This window comes from Streptosporangium sp. NPDC020145 (assembly GCF_040631275.1).
GTDB lineage: Bacteria > Actinomycetota > Actinomycetes > Streptosporangiales > Streptosporangiaceae > Streptosporangium.
Map to the genome: position 1 here is coordinate 61,867 of NZ_JBEXZT010000014.1, position 22,767 is coordinate 84,633.

The window sequence follows — 22,767 nt, forward strand, 5'->3', positions numbered from 1 at the left end:
CGATGATCGGAGCCGCTCCGCTCAGGGTCAAACTGATCGCCGTCGTCCTCGTCCTGCTCACCATCGCGCTGGCGTTGATCGGCTTCGGTAGTGTCTCGATCATGCGGGGCTATCTCATCGACCGGGTGGACAGCCAGGCGCAGCTGAACGCGGACAGCGTGATACGCCGTCTGCACCGCAACGGCCCCTCCACACTGGTCGGCAGGCCGGTGCCGTCCGACACCCGGGTGGAGATCCGCGACCCGCACGGTGAGATCGACCTGCTGCTCCAGGGCACCGACGTGGAGAACAAACGGGGCCCCCACCTGCCGGCCTTCGTGAGGAGCTACCCGTTCGAGATCGACGAGTGGCGGGTCCACCGCTTCCCCCTCGACGACGGCGGAAGCGTCGTGGTGGCCGTGGACATGTCCGAGGTCAGGCAGATCGTCGGCCAGCTCGCCCTGGTCGAACTGCTCGGCGGGGGCGGCCTCATGCTGATGCTCGCCGGGGTCGGCGTGGTGATCATCAGGCGGAGCATGCGCCCGCTTGAGGAGATCGAGCGCACCGCCCAGGCCATCGCGGCCGGTGACCTGAGCCGTCGTGTCCCCGCGGCCAACCCGGCGACCGAGGTCGGCAGGCTCGGCCAGTCACTGAACAGCATGCTCGCCCAGATCGAGTCCGCCTTCGAGGCCAGGTCGGAGTCGGAGCTGTCGGCCCGCCGCTCGGAGGAGCGCATGCGCAGGTTCGTCGCCGACGCCTCCCACGAGCTCCGCACGCCGCTGACGTCGATCAGGGGGTTCGCCGAGTTCTACCGGCAGGCCCCCGAGGTCGATCCCGCGCCGCTGATGCGCCGGGTCGAGTCGGAGGCGGTCAGGATGGGCCTGCTCGTGGACGACCTGTTGATGCTGGCCAGACTCGACCAGCAGCGGCCCATGGCCATGCGCCCCGTCGACCTGCTCGCCATCGCCGCCGACGCCACCCACGACGCCCGCATCCTCGCGCCCTCCCGTGAGGTCACGCTCACCGTGGACGGCGCCGCCCTCATCGTCTCCGGCGACGAGGTACGGCTGCGCCAGGTCGTCGGCAACCTGATGAACAACGCCCTGACCCACACCCCGGACGGCACCCCGGTCCGCATGACGCTGTCGGCGCAGGGTTCCATGGCGGTCGTCGAGGTGACCGACGAGGGGCCCGGGCTCAGCGCGGAGCAGTGCGAGCGGGTCTTCGAACGGTTCTACCGGGTCGACTCCTCCCGGGGCCGTCGCGCCCCGGAGGACGGCGGCAGCGGCCTCGGCCTGGCCATCGTGGCCGCCATCGTGGACGCCCACGGTGGCGCCGTCGCCGTGGACTCCGACCTCGGCAAGGGCTCGACCTTCCGGGTGACCCTCCCCCTCGCCCCCGACTCGGCCTGACGACCACGGCAGGACAGAAAGCCGGACACGTCGGGCCGGACGGGGGCGGTACGGGATGAGCCGGCGGCCGGACGGTGGGGCAGCACGGCCCCTCCGCCCGGCCGGGTTAGGTTACGAGAGGCCGCCGGGCCAGGTGCCGTCGGGGAAGCCGTCGGCGGTGGCTCCGGTGGGCAGGACCACCCGGTCGTTCTCCGCGAGGCCCGAGGTGATCTCGACGTACTGGTCGCTCCGCACGCCCGTCGTCACCACACGCTCGCCGCCGCCCTGCACGGTGACCCGCGAGACGCCGTCCTTGGTCCGTACGGCCTGCGCGGGCAGGTAGAGGGCGGCCTGGGACTGGGCGACGGTGACGGTGACCGTGGCGGTCTGGCCCACCAGAAGGTCGGCGGGGGCCTCGTCGAAGGCGATCGTGACGCCGTACCTCACGAGCTGGCCGGTGGTCGTCGCGGTCGGCGCGATGTGGGTGACCGTGCCGTCGTACTTCTTGCCGTCCCGGGTGGCCAGGGTGATCGTGGCGCGCTGCCCCAGCTTGAGGCTGCCGATGTCCGACTCGGTGAACAGTGCCTCGATCTGGAGTTCGTCGAGGTCGCCGAGGGTGACGAAGGCGCCGGTACCCGCCTCGTCCCCGACGGCGCCCGCGACGGACATCACGGTTCCGGCGGCGGGGGCGGTGATCCGGACCCCGTTCAGCTCCTCGCGGGCGTCGGTCAGCTCGGCCTGCGCCCGCTTGACCTGGGCCTGTGCCTGGTCGACGCTGAGCGCCCCCTGCCCGCCGCCGATGCCGTCCGTGCCTTTTGCGCCGCCGTTCCGAAGGCGGGAGGCGTCCTGGCCCTGGGCGTTCTGACCGGTGCCGCGCTTGGCGCCCTGCCCGGTGCCCTGGCCGTTTCCGTTGCCGTTTCCTGTGCCTGTGCCGGTGCACGTGGTGGGGCCGGGGGTGGGCTTTCCTGTGGGCCTCGCGGTGGGCTTTCCACCGGGCTTCTCACCGGGCTTGGTGGTGGGCCTCGGGGTGGGTTTCGCGGTGGGGGTCGCCTCCGGGGCCGTGGGGGCCGGGTTCGAGGGGCCGGAGCGGGTCGGGGTGACCTCGGGGATCGCGGTGACCGTGACCGTCGCGGTCACGGTGACGGTGACGGTGGGGACGGGCGCGGGGTGGCCCGACCCCCCGCCGTGCCGCCTCGCCCTGGTGGTCGGCGTCGATGTCGGTGCCGGTACGGCGGTGGGCCCGGTCTTGACGAGGTATCCGGCGGGCACGACCGCACCCGCCCCGGCCCGGCCCGCTCCGCCACTGGGCAGGGCGGTCGGGGTGACGGCCGGGGCCTCGGTGGGGGGCACGGTGGGGGTCACGGTGGAGGGCACAGTGGGGGAGGGGGTGCCGCCCGGCACCAGTGTCCGGCCGGGCTCGGCCGTACGGCTGCGCCCGGGTGAGGGATTCGGCGTGGCCGTACCGGTCGGGGACGGGGCTGGGGAGGCCGGTGGACACTGCGCTCCACCGGCCGTGCCGGAACCGGCCTGGCCCTGACCCTGACTTTGGCCCTGGGACTGCCCTTGGGACTGGCCATAAGACTGGGATTGGCTCTGGGGCTGGGCCGGGGTGGGGGAGGCGGCTCTATCCTCGGCGGCGTCCAGGGCCTCCTGGGCCGCCGCGAGCTGTGCCTTGGCCGCGCTGTACCGTTCGCGGGCCGGTGCCGAGCCGATGGCGGCGAGCACCTCGCCCCTGCGTACCTTGTCCCCGGCCTTGACGTAGACCTTCCTGACCGTTCCCGAACCGCCGAAGGCCAGTTCCCTGGTCCGTTCGTCCACGGTGTTGCCCGCCGCCGAGACCGCGGCGGTCACGGTTCCGCGCCGGGTGGCGACGAGTTCGACCCGGGGAGCCCGCTCGGCGCCGTCGTCGAGGGCGTAGAACACGCCCGCGCCCACGAGGACGAGGGCGGCCAGGGCGAGTCCTCCTACGCGCGCGGGTTTCGGGAGGTTGGTCGGTCTCATGGCGGACCATCTTGGCGTGCCCGATTCACTACCTGCTCACAAAAACCTGAATATTTCCTGTATGTCCATATCGGTGGAAGGCTTGCAGGAAACACTCAGCAAGAGTTGGGTTTAGCCCAAGACTGATACGCCAGGGTCGAGCGCTGTGAAGCTGTCGACCAGGCGTAGGACGCTGCTCGTGAACGGGACCCTGGCGGTCCTGTTGCTGGGCGGCGTGGGAATCGCCTTCTCCTCTCTCGGGGGATCCACCTCCTCCTCCGCGGACGCCACCTCGGCCGCGGGCGGTGCGGCACGGGCCGTCACGGTGACCCGGAGTACGGTGACCGCCTCGGTCTCCGCGTCGGGCGCCGTGGAGAGCGCCCAGGCCCGCTCGCTGGGCTTCGGGACGAACGGCACCGTCAAGAAGATCTACGTCGAGGTGGGGGACAAGGTCAGGAAGGGGCAGATCCTGGCCAGGCTGGACGACAGCGCGGCGCGGGAGAGCCTGGACGCCGCCGCGGCGGCACTCGACTCCGCGGACGACGACACCTCGACCGCCGCCCTCTACGCCCAGTACGTCAACGCCAGGAACACCTACCGGGCGGCCGGACGCACGGTGGCGGCGACCGTCATCAAGGCGCCGTTCGCCGGTACGGTCACCGCCGTCAACGGCACGGTCGGCGGCCCCGCGAGCGGCGGCTCCGCGAGCTCCTCGGGTTCCTCCGGCTCCTCGGCCTCCTCGACGGGCTCCTCGGGAGGCTCGTCGAGGACGGCGAGCGGCTCGACCGGATCGGGTTCGACCGGGTTCGTCGAACTGGCCGACACCCGAAAACTCCAGCTCGTCGGCACCTTCACCGAGTCGGACATCACCAAGCTCAAGATCGGTCAGAGCGCCGCCGTCACGTTCGACGCGCTGCCCGGCGTCACCGCGACCGGCAAGGTCACCCAGATCCAGCCGACCGCCGCGACCAGCAACAACGTCGTCCAGTATCCGGTGACGATCTCCTTCGTCCAGGTGCCCGCCGAGATCAGGCTCGGCCAGACGGCCACGGTCAAGGTCGCCGTGGGACAGGCGGAGAACGTGCTGGCCGTCCCCTCGACCGTGGTCACCACGACGGGCGGACGCAGCACCGTGACCGTCCTGCGCAACGGCGCCCAGACCCCCGTACAGGTCGAGGTCGGGGTCAGGGGCGACACGCTCACCGAGATCACCTCCGGACTCGCCGAGGGCGACCAGGTCGTCCGCCCGGCCGCGACCGGGACCAACCAGCAGGGCGGCTTCCCCGGCCTCGGCGGCGGTGGAGGCGGCGGCAACCGCGGCGGCGGACTCGGGGGCGTCAGATGACCGCCCCCGTCCTGGCCCTCACCGACATCACCAAGGTGTACGGCAGGGGCGACGCCGAGGTCAGGGCCCTGCGCGGGGTCTCGCTCACCGTCGAGCGGGGTGACTACGTGGCCGTCATGGGCGCCTCGGGCTCGGGCAAGTCCACGCTCATGAACATCCTGGGCTGCCTGGACGTCCCCTCCTCCGGCAGCTACCTCATCGACGGCGTGGACGTCGGGAGCCTGGACGAACGCAGGCTCGCCATCCTGCGCAACCGCAAGATCGGGTTCGTCTTCCAGTCGTTCAACCTCATCCCGAGGATGAGCGCGCTGGCCAACGTCGAACTGCCCATGGCCTACGGCGGGGTCACCGCCCAGGAGCGCCGGGCCCGCGCGCTGGCCGCCCTGGAGCAGGTCGGCCTGTCCGACCGGGTACGGCACGAGCCCAACGAACTGTCCGGCGGCCAGCAGCAGCGCGTCGCCGTGGCCAGGGCGCTGGTCACCTCCCCGGCCCTGCTGCTCGCCGACGAGCCGACCGGCAACCTCGACACCAAGGCGACCGGGGACGTGCTGGAGATCCTCGACGGGCTGAGCGAGTCCGGCCGTACGATCGTGCTCATCACCCACGAGGACGACGTCGCCGCGCACGCCAAGCGGGTCATCCGCCTGGTGGACGGGCTGATCGTGGACGACCGCCGCCAGGCGCCGGTCGGCGGCCCCCCGCCCCGTTCGGCCGTCAGGCTCCAGTCCACGCCGGGAGGCGCCTCGTGAGCAGGCTGGAGATCCTGCGCTTCGCGCTGCGCGGCCTCGCCGCCAACAAGCTGCGCAGCTTCCTGACCACCCTGGGCATCCTGATCGGGGTCGCCGCGGTGATCCTGCTGGTCGCCTTCGGCGAGGGCGCCTCGCAGAGCATCCAGAAGAGCATCCAGCGGCTCGGGGCCAACACCCTGACCGTCTCCGCCTCCTTCGCCGGGGGCGGGATCGGCGGCCCCGTCGGGGTCGGGTCCTCCCGGCAGGGCAACGGCCCCCGTACCCAGGCCAGGCAGCTCACCCTCGACGACGCCAAGGCGCTGGCCGACCCCGAGCAGGTGCCCTCGGCCAGGAGCGTCTCCCCGGTGGTGAGCACCGGTTCGGCGACCGCCGTACGGGACGGGGCCAGTCACACGATCTCCCAGCTCGTCGGCACCTACCCCAGCTACTTCGAGGCGATGAACAAGCCCGTCGAGACCGGTTCCTACTTCGTCAACGACGACGTGCTCGCGGCGCGGAAGGTCATGGTGATCGGCAAGACGGTGGCCGACGAGCTGTTCGGCACGGCCAGCCCGGTCGGTGAGCAGGTCAGCGTCTCCGGGGTGCCGTTCACGGTGATCGGGGTGCTGAAGACGTCGGGTTCCTCCGGCTTCGGCTTCCAGGACGCCGACGACGTGGCCATCGTGCCGCTGCCCGCCGTACAGCAGAGCCTGACGGGCTTCGGCGCGCTCAGCTCGATCGTGGTGCAGGCGACCGGGTCCGACACGACCACCTCGGCGCAGAACGAGGTGACCGCGGTGCTCAACCAGCGCCACGGCATCACCCCGACGGGTGGCGCGGACTACCGCATCCTGAACCAGGCGACCCTGCAGGAGACGGTCAGCTCGACCGTGGGGATCTTCACCAGCCTGCTCGGCGCGGTCGCCGCGATCTCGCTGCTCGTCGGCGGCATCGGCATCACGAACATCATGCTGGTCACCGTGACCGAGCGGACCAGGGAGATCGGCATCAGGAAGGCGATCGGCGCGCCCAGGAGCGCCATCCTCGGCCAGTTCCTGCTTGAGGCGACGGTGCTGAGCCTGCTCGGCGGGCTGACGGGTGTCGCCATCGCCTTCGTCGGCACCCGCTTCACGATCGCCGGCATCGAACCGGTGCTCGTGCCGTCGTCGATCGTGCTGGCCCTGGGTGTCTCCGTGGGCATCGGGCTGTTCTTCGGCGGTTATCCGGCGAACCGGGCGGCCAAGCTCAGGCCCATCGAGGCACTGCGCCACGAGTGAGCCACAGACGACCTGTACGACCTACGCGAGGAGAAGAGATGGGCGACGGCGCGGACGACAGGACCCCGGCGCGGGAGTTGCTTGAGACCTCCCCGTTCAAGGGCGACCTGGACGGTGAGCTCGCGGCCGGGCGTAAGCGTGGGATCTCCAGACTCACGCTGGTGCTCGGCGCGGCCCTCGCGCTCGTCGTCGGGGTGATCGTGGGCATCCAGGCGCAGAAGGCGTTCGGCGGGCCGACCGGCGACCGGACCGCTGCGATGCGGCAGGGCCCCGGTGGTTACGGGGCTCCCGGCGGTTACGGCGGACGCGGTGGGTTCGGCGGCCAAAGCAGTGGCCAGGGGAACGGCCAGGGAAGTGGCCAGGGCGGGTTCGGCAACGGACAGCGGGGCGGTCAAGGGGGTGTGACCGTCGGCACCGTGCAGAAGGTCGAGGGTGGCAAGGTCTACCTTCAGCAGCAGGACGGGACCGTCGTCACCGTGAACACCACCGACCAGACGAACGTGCGGATCTCCAAGCAGGGCAAGGTAGGCGACCTGACCACGGGCGGCACAGTCGTCGTGCAGGGCGCCAAGGGCGCGGACGGCTCCGTGACCGCGACCGCGATCAACGAGGGCGGGGTCCGACGATGACGATCTCCTCTCTCAGGAAACGTTCAGCCGGACCTGAGCTGCGTTCCAGGGGGGTGAGCAAGCCTCGTGATGTGCTGGACAAGGTCGAAGCCAGGTTGCTGATCGTCGACGACGAGCCGAACATCCGCGAGCTGCTCTCCGTCAGCCTGCGCAGATCCGGCTTCGAGGTGGTGACGGCGGCGGACGGCAGGGAGGCCGTGCACTTCGCCGAGCGGATCCGCCCCGACCTGGTCGTGCTGGACGTGATGCTGCCGGACATGGACGGGTTCACGGTCGCCGGGCGGCTGCGGGCGATGGGCGGGCAGATCCCCGTCCTCTTCCTGACCGCCAGGGACGCGACCGACGACAAGGTCACCGGCCTGCGGGTCGCCGACGACTACGTGACCAAGCCGTTCAGCCTTGAGGAGGTCCTGGCCCGCATCCGGGCCGTGCTGCGCCGTACGAGGGGGGATCTGGACCTTCCTGTCCGGTTGAAGGTCGCCGACCTTGAGCTGGACGAGGAGGCGCACCAGGTCTGGCGCGCGGGCAAGGCCGTACGGCTCTCGCCGACGGAGTTCAAGCTGCTGCACTACTTCATGGTCAACACGGGCAGGGTGCTGTCCAAGGCGCAGATCCTCGACCACGTCTGGAACTACGACTTCGGGGGAGACGCCGGGGTTGTCGAGTCCTATGTCTCCTATCTCCGTCGAAAGGTGGATATGGCCGAACCGAGGCTCATACACACCTTGCGGGGGGTTGGGTATGTCCTTCGGCCGCCCCAGAGTGGTTGAATATTCAGCGGACATTCAGCTTCGGCTCAAGTGACGCTGAGCTTCGGGTGTTCCAATGAACAGCGAGTGACCCCCGATCACCCCGCGGTCGCGCGGAAGGGTCGGGCTCGCCTCCAGCTGCGGGGGAGACGAGCTCGGACGTAGCCCTCACGCGGACTTCGGGGTTAAGGCCCCACCGCTCTACCGGGTTCGCCCCCGTGATCCGGTCGAGCGGTGGGGCAAAATCATGTCTAGGGGGCATTTACCGGGGAAAACCGCTCCTATGAGCCGGAGCGACGGGTTGCTCGCGGCGCTGCGCGAGCTGCGGCGCCATCTCGACCGCGACCTGTTCCCCCTGGCGGCCGGAGACGCGCGGGCCGGGCGCGCCGCCCAGAAGGAACTGGCCGGTCAGCTCGACGACTACCTGATCCCCCGGCTCACCGCGCTCGACGCCCCGCTGCTGGCCGTCGTCGGCGGCTCGACCGGGGCGGGCAAGTCCACCCTGGTCAACTCCGTCGTCGGCGCCGACGTCACCGAACCCGGCGTGCTGCGGCCGACCACACTCGCGCCCACCCTGGTGACCAGCCCCGCCGACGAGGCGTGGTTCACCGCCCAGCACGTCCTGCCGGGTCTGCCACGGGTGACCGGAGCCCGAGGGCAGCCGGGCACACTGCGCGTGGTCACCGTGCCCTCCCTGCCCGCGGGCCTGGCTCTGCTCGACGCGCCGGACATCGACTCCGTCGTGGCCGCCAACCGCGAACTCGCCGCCCAGCTGCTCGCCGCGGCCGACCTGTGGCTGTTCACGACCACCGCCGCCCGCTACGCGGACGAGGTGCCGTGGGGCTTCCTGCGCGCGGCCAGGGAACGCAGCACCGCGCTCGCGGTCGTGCTGTCACGGGTGCCCCCCGAGGCCATGGGCGTCGTCAGGAAGGACCTGGCCAGGCTCCTCGAAGAGAACGGCCTCGGCGGGACCCGGCTGTTCGAGGTGCCCGAGCTGACCCTGCCCGAGGAGAACGGCCGCCTGCCGCGCCCCGCCGTACGGGAGGTCGCCGACTGGCTGACCGGTATCGCCGCCGACTCGCGGGCCCGCGCCGAGGTGGTGCGCCAGACCCTGTCCGGGGCGCTGGAGAGCCTCGCCGTACGGGTGCCCGCCCTGGCCGACGCCGTCGACCACCAGCACGCCGCCGCCAGGGAACTGCGCTCGCTGACGGCCGACGCCTACACCTTCGGCCTGACCGCCTTCGACGAGGGCATGCTCGACGGGTCGCTGCTGCGCGGCGAGGTGCTGGCCCGCTGGCAGGACTTCATCGGCACCGGAGACCTGATGCGCTCCCTGGAGAGCAGGGTCGGCCGGTTCAGGGACCGCCTGGTCGCACTGGTCACCGGCCGTCCCGCTCCGGAGAACGACCTGCGGATCGCGTTGGAGAGCGGGGTCGAGGCACTGATCAGGGCCTCGGCCGACGGCGCCGCGGAACGCGCGCTCGACGCCTGGACCGCGCGTCCCACGGGCCGTGCCCTGCTTGAGGAGGCGGGGGTCGTGACGGCGGGACGCCTCGGCAGGGCCTCGGCCGACCTGCCCGCCAGGGCCGAGGCGGCGGTCAGGGGCTGGCAGGGGTACGTGCTCGACCTGGTCCGTGAGGAGGGCGCCGACCGGCGGAGCGTGGCGAGGTTCACCTCCTACGGCGTCAACGGCGCCGGGCTGCTGCTGATGCTCGCGGTGTTCGCCTCGACGGGCGGCCTGACCGGGATCGAGGTCGGCATCGCCGGAGGCACCAGCGTGCTCAGCCAGAAGCTCCTTGAGGCGGTCTTCGGGGACCAGGCCGTGCGCACCCTCACCGTCAAGGCCCGCACCGACCTGCGTGCCAGGGTGGCCATCCTGCTCAACGAGGAGGCCGACCGGTTCACCGGCCTCCTGGACGCCGTCGAACCACCGGGGGAGGCCGGTCCCGCGCTACGGGAGGTGGCGCGGGCCGTACAGGACCGCCGAGGGGAGCTTCCGGCGACCGGGGACGGACCCGGAGACGGGCCGCCGCGTGAGGTTTCCGGGGGCGGACCTGGGGAGGTGGAGGGGTGGTGAAGCTGCTGCGCCGTAAGGAGTCCGCCTCCCTCGACGACCGGCTCGACGCGCTGGCCAGGGCGGCGGACCTGGCCGATGGGCGACTGGACGAGGACGCCGTCGCCGGAGCGCGTTCCGTGGTCACCCGCGCGGGCGTACGGCGTGGCCTGTCGGTCGGGCACACCGTGGTCGCGCTGGCCGGGGCCACGGGAAGCGGCAAGTCGTCGCTGTTCAACGCGCTGTCCGGTACCGACCTGGCCACGGTCGGGGTGACCAGGCCGACCACCTCGACCGCGCAGGCCGCGCTCTGGGAGGGCGAGGGGGCGGCGCCGCTGCTCGACTGGCTCCGGGTGCCCCGCCGCCACGAGGTGCCGCACGTCGAAAGCGAGGCGGCCGGGCTGATCCTGCTCGACCTGCCCGACCACGACTCGATCGAGCCGTCGCACCGCGTCGAGGTCGATCGGCTGGTCGAGATGGTCGACCTGCTGGTGTGGGTGCTCGACCCGCAGAAGTACGCCGACGCGGCCGTCCACGACCGCTACCTGCGCCCGCTCTCCGGGCACCGGGACGTGACGGTCGTCGTGCTCAACCAGGTCGACCGGCTCAGCCGGGACGCCGCCCGGCGCTGTCTCGACGACCTGCGGCGGCTGCTCGGTGAGGACGGCCTCGGCGGGGTGCCGCTGCTCGGGGTCTCCGCGCGCACCGGGGAGGGCATGCGCGAACTCGGCGCCCTGCTGGCCGCCCGGGTCACCGACCGGCGCTCGTGGGCCGCCCGCCTCGCCGCCGACGTCGGTACGGCCGCCGCCCGCCTCGACACCGCCTCGGGAACCGGCTCCGGCCCCCGGGAGAACGTCGAAGGCCTGGCCGGACCGTTGACCGCCGCGTTGTCCGAGGCGGCCGGGGTACCGGTCGTCGTCAGGGCGGTGGCCACCTCGCACCGGCACCGTTCGATCGTCGCGACCGGCTGGCCGCCGACCCGGTGGCTGCGCCGCCTCCGTCCCGACCCGCTGCGCCGCCTGCGTCTCGCCGTCCAGGCGGAAACCGCCCGGACCGGGACCGCCCAGGCCGGAGGGCTGGTCGGCCGTACGTCGATGCCCGTCGCGTCCACCGTGCAGCGCTCCAGGATGGACACCGCGATCCGCAGGACCGCCGACGCCGCCGCCGAGGGGCTGCCCGAGCCGTGGGCGACGGCCGTACGGCGGGCGGCCAGGGCACACGGGGACGAGCTTGAGGACGGCCTCGACCGGGCGATCGCCGCCACGTCGCTCGGCTCGGCCCGGCGGCCCGTGTGGTGGCGGGTGGTCGGGGCGGCGCAGTGGCTGGTGTTCGCGGTCACGCTGGCGGGTGGCCTGTGGTTGCTCGGCCTGGCGGGCCTGGACTACCTCAGGCTGCCCCGGCCGGACCTGCCGACGGTGGGGGAGGTGCCCTGGCCGACGGCGCTGCTGGTCGGCGGCGCCCTGCTGGGGCTGCTGATCGCCGGACTCTCACGGCTGGCGGCCTGGGCGGGCGGCCGTCGCAGGGCGCGCAGGGCGGAACGGGCGCTGCGGGCGAACGTGGACCAGGTGGCCAGGGACCTCGTACTGGATCCGATCGGCGACGAGGTCACCCGCTACCGGGACTTCACCGAGGCCGTCGCCTGCGCCCGTTCCGAGAACAGGAACGAGAAACGTTGAAGCGGGAAATTCCAGGGAGGCGTCCGTCGCGGAAGGTTCCCCCGCGTCAGCACTGGGCGGCATGACCGGCGTTGTAACCGTCCACCCAGCCTTTCCTGTCCCAGCTGTCCGATTCCTCGTAGGAGAAGCTCGCGGCCTTGTCGCACATGCGGGCCGAGTCGGCGTACCCCTTCTCGTAGGCCTGCTGGTAGGCCGGTGGCTTGTCACCGGGGGCCGTCACCCGCGCCGATGCGGTGCTGGCGGGGAGGAACGCGACGCCGGAGAGGGCGAGAGCGGCGAGAAGCGCCGGGCTGGGACGATGCCTGCGGTCCATGGAATCCTCCTCTGACCAGGCCCCCGGAACATTCGCCGGAGGACACGATCGACAAGCCCAGAATACGAAGCGATTTATCCGTTAAGTCGGATTTATGGATTTATTTGGAAGGCCTTTTCCGGCCCATATCCGGCAGCGCGGAAGCCCCGAACCCGGTCCTCGGAAAGATTGTCGTTCACGGGGGTTGGGCACGCAGGACGGGTTGACGGCGGCGGCCGGAGGTGATGGAATCCCGCCTCAGCGTCGCAGTGCACCCGGCAAGGAGATCGCCGAGGGCATGGAGGCGCCGAAACATGGGACGACCATGGAAACCCCCACCAACCCGGGCGATCGCCTCGCGGCGTTCGGCAACCAGCTGATCGAGGTGCACGACTGGCTCCGCGAGGAGCTGACCAGGCTCGGCGACGACGTCGACACCTACCTCGAAGGCCGCATGGAGCGGCCACGGCGGCTGCGGGCGCACTGCCTGGCCTTCTGCTCCGCGCTGACCCTGCACCACACCGGCGAGGACGCCGGAGCCTTCCCCGCCCTCGCCGGGAGATTCCCCGAACTGCGCCCCGTCATCAAGCAGCTCGAACACGACCACCAGCTCGTCGCCGGCATCCTGCGCGACCTGGAGAACCTGGTCGAGGGACTCGGCGACCGGCCTCCCGGCCCCGAGGAGGCACGGCGGGTGCGCGACACCCTCGACGGCCTGACCGCCATCCTTGAGTCGCACTTCACCTACGAGGAGAGGAAGATCGTCGCGGCCCTCGACGCGCTCGGTTCCCCCGGCGACCCCGACTTCAGGCCGCCCGCCTGGCTCGAATCCCTCGGGAACGACTAGTCAGGAAGACCGTTTCCTGCAAGACGCCTGCCGTACGGCCCGGCGACGATGGGGGCCATGAGCATTGATCTCGCCACGGCGACGTCCTTCATGGCCACCCACGCGCGTGTCCTCGACCGCCGTCGTTTCGAACTGTTGACGGGCCGGGCCGACCCCGGTGCCGTGCTGGCCGCGCTCGACGGCTACCGCAACGCCGACGGCGGTTACGGCTGGGGCCTTGAGGCCGACCTGCGCTCGCCGGAGAGCCAGCCGGGCGCCGCGTTGCACGCCTTCGAGGTGTTCGGGGACGTCGCCCCGGTCACCACCGGGCGGGCCGTCGAGCTGTGCGACTGGCTTGGGACGGTCACGCTGCCCGACGGCGGGCTGCCCTTCGCCCTGCCGTTGACCGTCCGGGAGGGAACCGCCCCCTGGTGGGCGGCAGGGGCCGCGACCCCGGGCTCGTCGTTGCAGATCACCGCCGTGACGGCGGCCGCCGCGCACCGCGTCGCCGTACACGACCGGGGGGTGGCCGGGCACCCGTGGCTGGCCCGTGCCACCCGCCACTGCCTGGACGTGATCGGGACGATCGAGGAACGGCCCTCCGCCTACGTGCTGCTCTTCGCCGTACTGTTCCTCGACGCCGTGCACGACACCCACCCCGAGGCGGCCGGGCTCCTGCGGCGGCTGGGGGAGCACGTCCCCGCGGACGGCGTGGTGGCCGTCGAGGGCGGCACCGAGAACGAGGTGCTGCGCCCGCTGGACTTCGCGCCCCTGCCGGGCCGTCCCGCACGTGCCCTCTTCACGCCGGAGGTGATCGCCGCCGACCTGGAGCGCCTGGCCGGGGAGCAGCGGGACGACGGCGGATGGACCGTCGAGTACGCCAGGATCTCCCCGGCCGGTGTGCTCGACTGGCGTGGACACGCCACCGTCCACGCCGTCGAACTCCTGCGCCGCAACGGAACCCTGGCCCTCAGCGAACCGGCCTGAGCCGCCACAGTGAGGTGACCTCGGCGGCGCGGGCCGCGTGCAGCGGGTCCTTCGGATCGGTCGCCCTCGGGTGCCGGGGTCGTGCCTCCAGCCTGTCCGCCACCCGCAGCCCCGCCGACCCGAAGGCGGCCAGTAGCTCGGCACGGGTCCGCAGGGCCAGGTGTTCGGCCAGGTCGGACAGGATCAGCCAGCCCTCACCCTCCGGTTCGAGACGCTCGGCGAGCCCGTTCAGGAAACCCCGGAGCACACGACCGCCCGGATCGTAGACCGCGTGGTCGAGCGGGGAGCACGGCTCGGCGGGCAGCCACGGCGGGTTGCAGACGACGAGCGGAGCGCGCCCCGGGGGGAAGAGGTCGGCGCGCACGACGTCGATCCGGCCGGTCAGTCCCAGCCGTTCGACGTTGTCGCGGGCGCACGCCACGGCACGCGGGTCCTGGTCGGTCGCCAGCAGCCGTTCGACACCCCGGCGGGCGAGGATCGCGGCGAGCACGCCGGTCCCGGTGCCGACGTCGAACGCCAGTGACCGCGACGGGAGCGGCGCGCGGGCGACCAGGTCGGCGTACTCCCCTCTGACCGGGGAGAAGACGCCGTAGTGCGGGTGGATCCGCCCGCCGAGCGCGGGCACCTCGACCCCCCCTGCCGCGCCACTCGCAGGCGCCGACGACGCCGAGCAACTCGGGCAGCGAGACCACCGAGGGTCCTCGCGCGGGGCCGTACACCTGAGTGCAGGCCCGCCGTACGTCCGGGGCACGCCGCAGGGGTACGGCGTGCTCGTGGTCGAGCGGCACCAGCAGCCTGCCCAGGACGACGGCACGCCGGGAACGGGCCTGACGGTGCAGGTGGAAGGCCCGCGCCGGGGGTATCGGGGAGACAGCCGCCTCGGACGGCGCCCGTTCCACGCGTCGCGCCATGGCGCGCATGAGCTGTCGGGCGTTGTGGAAGTCGCCGCGCCACAGCAGTCCTACGCCCTGGCGGGCCAGCCGGTACGCGGCGTCGGCGGTGAGCCGGTCGTCGGCGACCAGCACGCGGGCGGGCGGTGGCGAGCCGTTCTCGGAACGCCAGAGAGCGGACCGGGGCTCGCCGCCCTCGGTCCAGTGAATCGTGAGCACTCGGGGCTCCTCATGATCGAACCAGTGATGGTCATGAAGAGCGCCTCGTCGCGGTGTGGACGGTCTCCCGCCTGGTGACGGCGGGTTCTCGGCTCAGCGGGTGACGGCCTCCCGCGAGGAAGCGCGCGACGGGACGTCACCGAGCACCATGCCGGGCGGTGGGAAGGACACGATCGACCTCCTCGTGGGGACGGGAACAACAAGGTATGACAGACCGGCCTGTGGGCACTCCGCCGGGGAGCATGGGGCCGGAGCCAGGCGGTTCCGGCCCGCACCTCCACCCGCGAGCAGGTCACCCCCAGCGCTTGGCGGCGTCCTCCTCGGTGAGGCCGGCCAGGGCGACGAGGAGCCGGTGAAGCTGGTCGTCGCCCTGTGACCTCGCCTTCTTCGCCGCGAGATAGGCCTTGGGCTCGAACTCGTGGTTCGCCTGGGCGGTCTTCAGCACCTCGACGAGGATGTCCCGGACGTTGCGCTCACCCTTGATGGTGTAGCGGGTCAGCAGGTGCTCCACGTGGTCGGCGTAGCTGAGGAGCACCCGGGGGGCGGCGCCCGCCGAGACCACGACGGTGTCGCTGGGGCCGGCGATGTGGCACCTGGCGTGCTCGTAGAAGACCCTGGTGTGCGCCGCGCCGAGGTGGTCGAGCGCGCCCAGGACGCTCTGGACCGAGCTGCCCCTGCCGGTCAGCGTGTCCTCGGCGGTGAACAGGACGACGCTCAGCTCGCCGGGCGTGCCGAGAACGGCCCCGGCCTTGATCACGTCCGTGAAGAACTCCGTGACGCGCTCGGCGATCCGCTCCGGGGGCGTGCTCGAATCGGCGTGGGACAGGTAGGAGATGCCCGCCGTACGGCTCCACATGGCCAGCGCGGTGCAGGTGTGGATGCGCGTGGTCCACGCCCGCTCGGGGCCGACGTAGTAGTAGAGCTGCCTGGCCGGGAAGTCGGACTTGTCCTCGGCGTCCTGCTCGATCGAGATGCCCAGGTCGGACAGGTCGGCGGGGGCGCTCTCCGTCAGGTCCACGAGGTCGGTCCGGCGTGCCGGGGTGCCGATGACGAGTCCGAGCGCGGCCACCCTGTTCACCTCGTCGGGGGTGCCGTAGAACCGGACGCGGGTGCGCTCGGGGTAGGCGTCCCGTAACGCGGGGCTCAGCGGGATGAGCCTTCCGGCCTCGTCGTCGACGGCGTTCCCGGCGATGGTCATGCCGACCAGGCCCTGGGTGATGGAGCCGACGGTCCTGGGGCCGGCGAGGGTGTAGGTCACCAGACTCCCCACGGGGTGGTTCCTGAGGTCGGCCGGGATGTCGTAGGTCGCCTCGGTCTTGAGGTCGCGCAGAACCCCTGGGGTCATGAAGATGCAGCCGCTCGGCATGTAACGCTCCAAAGTGGGGGTGACCCGTTGCCGGGAATCCGAATGGTCCAGACGGGAAGGATGGGGTCGGCCCCGGACCCCAGGGAAATCCACGCTGGCGAAAGCGGACCGAAGAGGCGAATACGGACCCGCTAATTATGGATGACCGGGACTCTCGCAGCGTAACACCGGCAAGCCTCGCAGAACAGTGAGCGCTTTTCCTCCTCTGATGGCCTGTCTTGCCAGGGTCGTGGCGTGGTTTTCCGGGGGCCTCGGTCGGGTGCTCCAGATGCAGGCGATGGGCCTTTTCTGATAATTCGCCCCGTATCCGGGGGATTGTCCAGCCTGGCGACATATACCGTCACGCGAGGACCGTGCATGGTCACGGCGGCGCGATGGTGCCGCCACGGCCCGTCCGTCATATTGGAGGCGGGGGGTCGAGCCGCCGTGAAACCTGATGAGGAACGTCACTCACTCGACGACTACGTCGGCATGGCCGTCATCGGCGTGGTCGCCCTGGTCCTCCTGGCCGGGTACGGCTGGATCGTCTCCGGCAACACGCATCAGGCGATGGAGAATCTCCACATGGCCCAACGCCAGGTGCGGGAAGCGGCGGCCGAGTTTTTCCGGGGTTTCACCGCCTTACCGGCGACGGCCCCGGAAAGCGCCTTCCAGGACGTCATGAAGGAACACGCCGCCGAGATCACGGCGTTCGACGTCCGTGCCGGTCGCACCGAGGTCTCGGTCCGCATTCACAAGTACTACGACACGCAGGTGGACCATGGCGGCCACCTGCGGTACTGCTTCGCCTACACTCTGACGCCCCCGGACGTGGGCAGGTCGACGTACCGGGAAATGGAATGCGCGCCCGGATGGAGCGCCTGGGACCTGGCGTTCTGACGCCCCTCTTTCCGGCCGCCCGGAATGGCCGCGCCGGCGTTTCTCCTTGCTGCCGCCGTCCGCTCGCCGCGGTCTGTCCGGACGGATAATCCCTGAAAAGCACAACGCTGAGTGAGAGATTATCCGCCCGCCGGATTCCGGTTTCCCGGCCCCGGTCACCCGGAGAGTCCCGGCGCCGGTACGGCGTGCTCGGCCGCCCGGCTGACCTCCTCCCAGCTCTCCCACGTCTCCATCCGCCGTCGGCAGACGTCGAAGGCCAGGTCGTAGACCATACTCCCGAGCAGCAACCGCAGCGGCGGTTCCGCGCTGTCGACCAGCTTCAGCACCGCCTCCGCGGCCAACTGCGGCTCGCTGTCGATCGAACCCTCCGCCCACTGCTTCTCCAGCTCGGCGCGGAGCGGGCCGTACGGCTCCGCGGGGGTGGTCATGGCCGGGTTGGTGTACAGGTCGGTCCAGTAACCGCCGGGTTCGACGATGGTGACCTTGACGCCGAAGCCCGCGACCTCCATGGCCAGCGCCTCACTCATGCCTTCGAGCGCGAACTTGCTCGCGCTGTACATCCCGGTGCTCGGGAAGCCGCCGAGGGCGGCGATGCTGGAGACCTGCAGGATGTGCCCGGCCCCCCGCTCCCGGAGATGGGGCAGTACGGCCTGGCAGACCCACATCGCCCCGAAGAGGTTGACCTCAAGCTGGGCGCGGGCCTCGGCCTCGGTGAACTCCTCGACCATGCCCATGGACAGGGTTCCGGCGTTGTTGACGACGATGTCGAGGTGGCCGAAGTGCTCGACGGCGCCGGCCACGGCGGCGAACACGGCCTCCCGGTCGGTCACGTCCAGGGACAGCGTCAGCAGGCGGTCGCCGTACCGGTCGCCGAAGTCGTGCGGGGTGACGGTGCGGGAGACGGCGGCGACCCGGTCGCCGCGTTCCAGGGCGGCCAGGGCGAAGGCGCGGCCCAGGCCCCGGCTCGCGCCGGTGATGAACCAGGTACGTGGGGAGGTGCGCATACGGGAACTCCTCTTTAAGTGAACCGAGACGGTTCGTCTCGTTTGATGTCGGCAACCATAGGGGGATCGTGTGGGTATGTCAAGACGGTCCGTCTCGTCTTGCATTTTGCTAGGTTGGGCGCGTGACCACGCGACGTCAGAGCACGCCCAACTCCTCCCGGCGCAGCGACGCCTCCCGCCGGGCCATCCTCACCGCGGCCTTCGACCTGGTCGGTGAGGTCGGATACGCCAAGCTGAGCATCGAGGGCATCGCCGCGCGGGCCGGGGTCGGCAAGCAGACGATCTACCGCTGGTGGCCGTCGAAGGGGGCGGTGCTCTTCGACGCCTTCCTCGCGCTCAGCGAGGGGGAGGAAGGCGAGGCCGCGCTGCCCGACACCGGTGACCTGGAGGCCGATCTCAAGACGGTCATGCGCGCCACGGTCGCGGAGCTGAGCGATCCGCGCTACGACGAGCCGATGCGCGCGCTCACCACCGAGATCGCGCACGATCCCGGCCTGGCCGCCGTCTACCGCGAACGACTCGACGAGCCGATGAGGGAGATCAAGAAGCGAAGGCTCGCGGTCGCCCAGCGGGCCGGGCAACTGGCCGGGGACCTCGACCTCGACCTGGCCGTGGACGTGCTCTGGGGCCCCCTGCTCAACCGCTGGCTCCAGCGCACGGGCCCACTGACCCCCGAATACGCCGACAACCTCGTGGAAACCGCCCTGAACGGCCTACGCCCCCGGGGCTGACCCACGAAGTCTGGTGGGACCTCGATATCGATGGAAGAGTCTTACTTTTTGTGTTTGGGTAAACGCAAGGAGTTATAACGAACCGTGGGAGAGGGGAGGCGACGTGAGCCGACGGGAGCTCAGGGGGCGCCGGATGAACGAGCCGGACGCAGCCGAGGTCTACGAGGCGGCGCGTCTCGCCTACGAGCTGGGCAAGGTCGTCCGCGCGATGCGTGAGGAGAGGGGCTGGAGTCAGGACGACCTGGCCCGCGCGGCCAGGATGACCCGGACGGCGGTGGCCCGCTTCGAGGCGGGCGTGAGCATCCCCACGCTGCCGATCCTGGACCGGCTGGCCCGCGCGCTGGACGCCGAGCTTGAGATTCGTCTGGCCCCTCGGGCACCCGCCGCCTGAGGGGCCAGTGAAAGCCGGTTCAGCCGAGGGCGTCGGCCTTGAGGACGCCGACGAGGTTGGTCCATGCGGCCGGGGTGAGGATGAGAGCGGGGCCGGTGCGGTTCTTGGTGTCGCGGAGGGCGTGGTGCCCGCCGGGCAGGGCGGCGACCTCCACGCAGTTGCTCCCGTCGTCACCGGACAGGCTGGACTTGTGCCAACGGGCGGTGGAGAGGTGCCTGGTCAGGTCGTCCATCTGCGCATCGTCTCCTTGATCAGGTTGAGGGACTCGCGCCGGGGGAGGGCGTCGGCGCGGATCGCCTCGTAGCGGAACGCCAGGTTCTTCATGTCGGTCGCCCGGTCGGTGACACGGTCGTCCAGGCTCTGCGAGTCGATGTAGGCCACTGGACAGGTCTCCCTCGGCAGGTCCGCCAGGGTGAAGCTTCCCAGCAAGCCAAGCACGTTCCGCGCGGTGTAGGGAAGGATCTGTAGGGATACGCGCAGTTGCTCCCCGGCCTCAAGCAGTCGCTCGCACTGCCCCCGCATCACCTCGGGGTCGGCGATGGGGCGGTACAGCACGCCCTCGTCCAACACGATCCACAGCATCGGCGGCATCCGTCGCTTCAGGATCTCCTGCCGTTCCATCCTGGCCGTCACCTTGTCCTCGACCTGCTCGGTGGTGGCGCCGGGCTTGCGGCTCAGGATGGCCCGCGCGTAGTCCTCGGTCTGCAGCAGGCCGGGCACGATCAGGGCCTCCCAGATGCGCAGGGTCTCGGCCTCGCGCTCGAACTCCAGCCAGGGCCGGAACCAGCGGGGGAGCTGGGCCTCGGCCCGGTTCAGCCGGTCGAGCAGGCCGGCGAGGGTCGTGCCGATGTTGAGGGCCTTGTCCACCCTCCTGGCCAGGGCCAGGGTCGGTGCGCGGTGGCCGTTCTCGATCATGCTGAGCTGGCTGACCGACAGATGGATGACGTTGCCGAGTTCTCGCTGGCTGAACCCCGCGGCGAGGCGGAATTTGCGAAGTTCTGTCCCGAATCTAATTCGCGGGGAAATGTGGGGATCGATGGGGTCTGTCGGTTCTGTTGCCGACTCCTGTTCCTGCTCCTGTTCCGGGGGGACGACCATCTGCAGCTCCTCTCGGCTTCGCGGATCGGTACCAGGCCATTGTGTAGGTGGATTTAGGAGGTTCGGCAGGCGTTCGCGGAACTGTGAAGGCAATGCGAACGGCTTTATGACCCCCTCGGCTCATGGCTTTGCGACCGTATGAGTGCCGCCCTGGAGCAGGACGGCGCCTTGGTCAACGAACCGAGTGAAACGGAAATCCAGCCCAATTCGGCTGGGGAAGGCGTCCCATGAGACCGGAGAAAAACAGCGAAACCAGCTTTCCCGATCACCCAGAGTCCGCTTCACGGGCGCGCGACGAAGTCCGTGAATGGCTGGGGACGGACCATCCCGCCTACGAGAACGTCCGGCTCGCCGTGTCGGAACTGGTCACCGACGCCGTGCTGCACGCGGGCGGCGAGCCGGGGGACGGCTCGCTGACGCTGCGACTGCTCGCGCTGGGTGACCTGCTGCGGATCGAGGTCGTGGATCAGGGCTGTCCCACGGCGTCGCCGGAGAGCTCCCTCCTGTCGGAGAGGGGACGCGGCCTGGTCCTTGTCGGGCTGCTCTCCGGCGGGACCTGGGGCTGCCGCTCCCTTGAGCGGGGCCGTACGGTCTGGTGCGAGATCCCCGCGATCCCACGGGACCCTTTCCCCGGGCTTGAGGACTTTTTCGACCCGCCGAAATCCCTCGGCCTTCCCGAGGTGGGCGGGCCCGCCTTTCCCTCCTAGCCCGAGTGCGGCGGTCGCCGTATCTCCTGGAGTGCGACGGCATTCCCGGCCGGAACGGAATTCCGGCTTGGCGGTTCCCCCGTTCTCCGATCGCCTCCACGCGCGCCGCCTTCGCCGTACCCGTCGTCCGGTGTTCGCCTTCCGAAACCGGACGGCGAACCGCCGGTGGAAAGGAAACGGGCGTGTGCCGAGGGCCGGAGAGCCGGGACGCGGTGAATGGGCGTGAATGGAGAATGGGTTCGATCGCCCGTACGGTCCCGGTCGGTCGAGAGGGTGTTTCGGTCGGAATGATAATGACGTTTTGTGCAAGCCTCGCGTTAATTCACGAATGACGAAATATCCTGAAAAAAGGGGGTTGTAGGGCCGCGGTGAGCGGCCTCCGGTTCCGGTCAGCACGGACACGAACGGTAGGAAAATCAGTGACCTCATAAGGAGGACGACAGTGCGCACTGTGATTCACACTGATGGTGTCGCGCCCGCCGAGCGGTTCGAATACTGGCGGCATCTGGTCTCCCAGACGCTGCTGCCGCTGGAGGTCGTCAGCGAGTCTCCCGCCGACTTCCACGGGGAGATGCGCAGCATGGATTTCGGTGCCGTCCACATCTCCAAGGTCAGTTGCTCGGATATATGGACGCATCGCACTATGAAACACATCCGGCAGTCCGAACCGGAACTACTCCAGGTAGCGATTCCCCTCCGTGGCCACGGCGCGGTGGTGCAGGGTCGCGAGCACGTCGCCATGGGCCCGTCGAACATCGTGGTCTACAACAGCTGGAACCCGTACTCCGTACTGACGACGGGCGACGACGAGAGCACGATCCAGGGCATCTTCGCCATGGTCCCCCGCACGATGCTTCACCTGCCCGAAACCATGTCCGAACGGTGCACCCCCTGGGTCTTCTCCAGCAGGGAGGGGGTTGGCGCGTTACTCCTGGGATTCCTCGGCCGTCTCGTCACCGACGCCGACCGGTTCCAGCACGGGGAGGCCACCCGTCTCGGCGTGACCGTGCTCGATCTGCTGACGATGCTGCTCGCCGGGGAGAAGGGCACGACGCCCCCTCCCGACACCAGGCAACGCGTGCTGCTGGCGCGGATACACGCCTTCATCCATCGGCGGCTGGCCGATCCCGCGCTTTCGCCGGAGACCATCGCCGCGGCGCACAACATCTCCGTCCGGGCCCTGCACCGGCTCTTCCTGACCGAGGAACGCACGGTCGCCGCCTGGATCCGCGCTCTACGGCTGGACCACTGCCGCCGTGACCTGGCCAATCCTCAGCTCGAAGGCAGACCGGCCCACGCGGTCGCGGCCCGGTGGGGACTCACCGACGCCGCTCATTTCACCCGCGCCTTCCGCACCGCCTACGGCATCACCCCCCAGGCGTACCGGCGCCTGCACATCTCCGGTCGCGCACGGGCCTGACACTCACGGATAACGACCTGGCGCGTAGACGCAATGCCGTCAGAAGCGCACGCGGTTCACTCTTGTCCTGCGGCGGGCACCACGGACGACCGGCCCAACGGTCTCCTGCCTCCCGTGTCACGCCACACCCGCATCGGTGAGATCCCCGAA

At 70.6% G+C, this 22,767-nt stretch carries 23 protein-coding genes; 16 read left to right on the top strand and 7 right to left on the bottom strand.

What is annotated here, in order from left to right; all coding sequences use genetic code 11:
• Nucleotides 1-2 precede the first annotated feature (2 nt).
• The gene (locus tag ABZ463_RS24365; RefSeq protein WP_362779253.1) at nucleotides 3-1,391 is read left to right on the top strand and encodes an ATP-binding protein; all 1,389 of its coding nucleotides are present in this window, start codon (nucleotides 3-5) and stop codon (nucleotides 1,389-1,391) included.
• A gap of 111 nt (nucleotides 1,392-1,502) precedes the next feature.
• On the opposite strand, the gene ABZ463_RS24370 is transcribed toward ABZ463_RS24365, so the two are convergent.
• Complete coding sequence (locus ABZ463_RS24370) at nucleotides 1,503-3,371, bottom strand: efflux RND transporter periplasmic adaptor subunit (protein WP_362779255.1); 1,869 nt, start codon at nucleotides 3,369-3,371, stop codon at nucleotides 1,503-1,505.
• Between the two features lie 178 nt (nucleotides 3,372-3,549).
• Between ABZ463_RS24370 and ABZ463_RS24375 the strand changes: the two genes are divergently transcribed.
• From ABZ463_RS24375 to ABZ463_RS24405, 7 genes are all read left to right on the top strand, one after another.
• Nucleotides 3,550-4,695 (top strand): biotin/lipoyl-binding protein, encoded by a 1,146-nt coding sequence (locus ABZ463_RS24375; RefSeq protein WP_362779258.1) that lies wholly within the window; start codon nucleotides 3,550-3,552, stop codon nucleotides 4,693-4,695.
• The gene (locus ABZ463_RS24380) at nucleotides 4,692-5,444 is read left to right on the top strand and encodes an ABC transporter ATP-binding protein (protein ID WP_352014285.1); all 753 of its coding nucleotides are present in this window, start codon (nucleotides 4,692-4,694) and stop codon (nucleotides 5,442-5,444) included. The genes ABZ463_RS24375 and ABZ463_RS24380 overlap by 4 nt, the downstream gene beginning before the upstream one ends.
• Nucleotides 5,441-6,700, top strand: coding sequence for an ABC transporter permease (locus ABZ463_RS24385; RefSeq protein WP_362779260.1), 1,260 nt, complete (start codon nucleotides 5,441-5,443; stop codon nucleotides 6,698-6,700). Before ABZ463_RS24380 ends, ABZ463_RS24385 begins: the two co-directional genes overlap by 4 nt.
• 38 nt (nucleotides 6,701-6,738) lie before the next feature.
• Nucleotides 6,739-7,329 (top strand): hypothetical protein, encoded by a 591-nt coding sequence (locus ABZ463_RS24390; protein WP_362779262.1) that lies wholly within the window; start codon nucleotides 6,739-6,741, stop codon nucleotides 7,327-7,329.
• Nucleotides 7,330-7,382: 53 nt separating this feature from the next.
• A complete protein-coding gene (locus tag ABZ463_RS24395) occupies nucleotides 7,383-8,099 on the top strand; it encodes a response regulator transcription factor (RefSeq protein WP_352014282.1) in 717 nt (238 codons plus the stop codon).
• 262 nt (nucleotides 8,100-8,361) lie between these two features.
• On the top strand, nucleotides 8,362-10,155 hold the full coding sequence (locus tag ABZ463_RS24400) for an ABC transporter (protein ID WP_362779265.1): 1,794 nt from the start codon (nucleotides 8,362-8,364) through the stop codon (nucleotides 10,153-10,155).
• Nucleotides 10,149-11,807: a YfjP family GTPase gene (locus ABZ463_RS24405; RefSeq protein ID WP_362779267.1), complete on the top strand. Its 1,659-nt coding sequence runs from the start codon at nucleotides 10,149-10,151 to the stop codon at nucleotides 11,805-11,807. Before ABZ463_RS24400 ends, ABZ463_RS24405 begins: the two co-directional genes overlap by 7 nt.
• Nucleotides 11,808-11,853: 46 nt before the next feature.
• Here the strand turns inward: ABZ463_RS24405 and ABZ463_RS24410 are convergent, their stop codons facing one another.
• Nucleotides 11,854-12,120, bottom strand: coding sequence for a hypothetical protein (locus ABZ463_RS24410; RefSeq protein WP_352014279.1), 267 nt, complete (start codon nucleotides 12,118-12,120; stop codon nucleotides 11,854-11,856).
• A gap of 304 nt (nucleotides 12,121-12,424) precedes the next feature.
• Here ABZ463_RS24410 and ABZ463_RS24415 point away from each other — a divergent pair, with 304 nt between their 5' ends.
• A complete protein-coding gene (locus tag ABZ463_RS24415) occupies nucleotides 12,425-12,946 on the top strand; it encodes a hemerythrin domain-containing protein (protein ID WP_362779269.1) in 522 nt (173 codons plus the stop codon).
• Nucleotides 12,947-13,003: 57 nt separating this feature from the next.
• Nucleotides 13,004-13,912, top strand: a complete 909-nt coding sequence (locus ABZ463_RS24420) for a hypothetical protein (RefSeq protein WP_362779272.1) — start codon at nucleotides 13,004-13,006, stop codon at nucleotides 13,910-13,912.
• Here the strand turns inward: ABZ463_RS24420 and ABZ463_RS24425 are convergent.
• Nucleotides 13,896-14,537, bottom strand: coding sequence for a class I SAM-dependent methyltransferase (locus tag ABZ463_RS24425; protein ID WP_362779275.1), 642 nt, complete (start codon nucleotides 14,535-14,537; stop codon nucleotides 13,896-13,898). The two genes, ABZ463_RS24420 and ABZ463_RS24425, sit on opposite strands and share 17 nt — an antisense overlap.
• 142 nt (nucleotides 14,538-14,679) lie before the next feature.
• Here ABZ463_RS24425 and ABZ463_RS24430 point away from each other — a divergent pair, with 142 nt between their 5' ends.
• A complete protein-coding gene (locus tag ABZ463_RS24430; protein WP_362779277.1) occupies nucleotides 14,680-15,099 on the top strand; it encodes a hypothetical protein in 420 nt (139 codons plus the stop codon).
• A gap of 214 nt (nucleotides 15,100-15,313) precedes the next feature.
• Here the strand turns inward: ABZ463_RS24430 and ABZ463_RS24435 are convergent, their stop codons facing one another.
• Nucleotides 15,314-16,387 (bottom strand): hypothetical protein, encoded by a 1,074-nt coding sequence (locus ABZ463_RS24435; protein WP_352014275.1) that lies wholly within the window; start codon nucleotides 16,385-16,387, stop codon nucleotides 15,314-15,316.
• Nucleotides 16,388-16,813: 426 nt separating this feature from the next.
• Between ABZ463_RS24435 and ABZ463_RS24440 the strand changes: the two genes are divergently transcribed.
• Nucleotides 16,814-17,266, top strand: coding sequence for a hypothetical protein (locus tag ABZ463_RS24440; RefSeq protein ID WP_362779280.1), 453 nt, complete (start codon nucleotides 16,814-16,816; stop codon nucleotides 17,264-17,266).
• A 155-nt stretch (nucleotides 17,267-17,421) separates the two neighbouring features.
• Here ABZ463_RS24440 and ABZ463_RS24445 read toward each other — a convergent pair whose 3' ends face one another.
• A complete protein-coding gene (locus ABZ463_RS24445) occupies nucleotides 17,422-18,270 on the bottom strand; it encodes an SDR family oxidoreductase (protein WP_352014273.1) in 849 nt (282 codons plus the stop codon).
• Between the two features lie 122 nt (nucleotides 18,271-18,392).
• Here ABZ463_RS24445 and ABZ463_RS24450 point away from each other — a divergent pair, with 122 nt between their 5' ends.
• Together ABZ463_RS24450 and ABZ463_RS24455 are read left to right on the top strand one after the other, a co-directional pair.
• Nucleotides 18,393-19,001, top strand: a complete 609-nt coding sequence (locus ABZ463_RS24450; protein ID WP_362779283.1) for a TetR/AcrR family transcriptional regulator — start codon at nucleotides 18,393-18,395, stop codon at nucleotides 18,999-19,001.
• 103 nt (nucleotides 19,002-19,104) lie between these two features.
• Entirely contained in the window at nucleotides 19,105-19,392 is a 288-nt protein-coding gene (locus ABZ463_RS24455) for a helix-turn-helix transcriptional regulator (RefSeq protein WP_352014271.1), read from the top strand.
• Between the two features lie 19 nt (nucleotides 19,393-19,411).
• On the opposite strand, the gene ABZ463_RS24460 is transcribed toward ABZ463_RS24455, so the two are convergent.
• Together ABZ463_RS24460 and ABZ463_RS24465 are read right to left on the bottom strand one after the other, a co-directional pair.
• Nucleotides 19,412-19,624, bottom strand: a complete 213-nt coding sequence (locus ABZ463_RS24460) for a DUF397 domain-containing protein (protein ID WP_352014270.1) — start codon at nucleotides 19,622-19,624, stop codon at nucleotides 19,412-19,414.
• Nucleotides 19,612-20,490 carry a helix-turn-helix transcriptional regulator gene (locus ABZ463_RS24465; protein WP_362779287.1) on the bottom strand — a complete coding sequence of 293 codons (879 nt, stop codon included), beginning with the start codon at nucleotides 20,488-20,490 and terminating at the stop codon, nucleotides 19,612-19,614. The genes ABZ463_RS24460 and ABZ463_RS24465 overlap by 13 nt, the downstream gene beginning before the upstream one ends.
• A gap of 227 nt (nucleotides 20,491-20,717) precedes the next feature.
• On the opposite strand from ABZ463_RS24465, the gene ABZ463_RS24470 reads away from it, so the two are divergent.
• Entirely contained in the window at nucleotides 20,718-21,197 is a 480-nt protein-coding gene (locus tag ABZ463_RS24470) for an ATP-binding protein (protein WP_362779289.1), read from the top strand.
• 442 nt (nucleotides 21,198-21,639) lie between these two features.
• Nucleotides 21,640-22,617, top strand: a complete 978-nt coding sequence (locus ABZ463_RS24475; protein ID WP_352014267.1) for a helix-turn-helix domain-containing protein — start codon at nucleotides 21,640-21,642, stop codon at nucleotides 22,615-22,617.
• The last annotated feature ends 150 nt before the right edge of the window (nucleotides 22,618-22,767 follow it).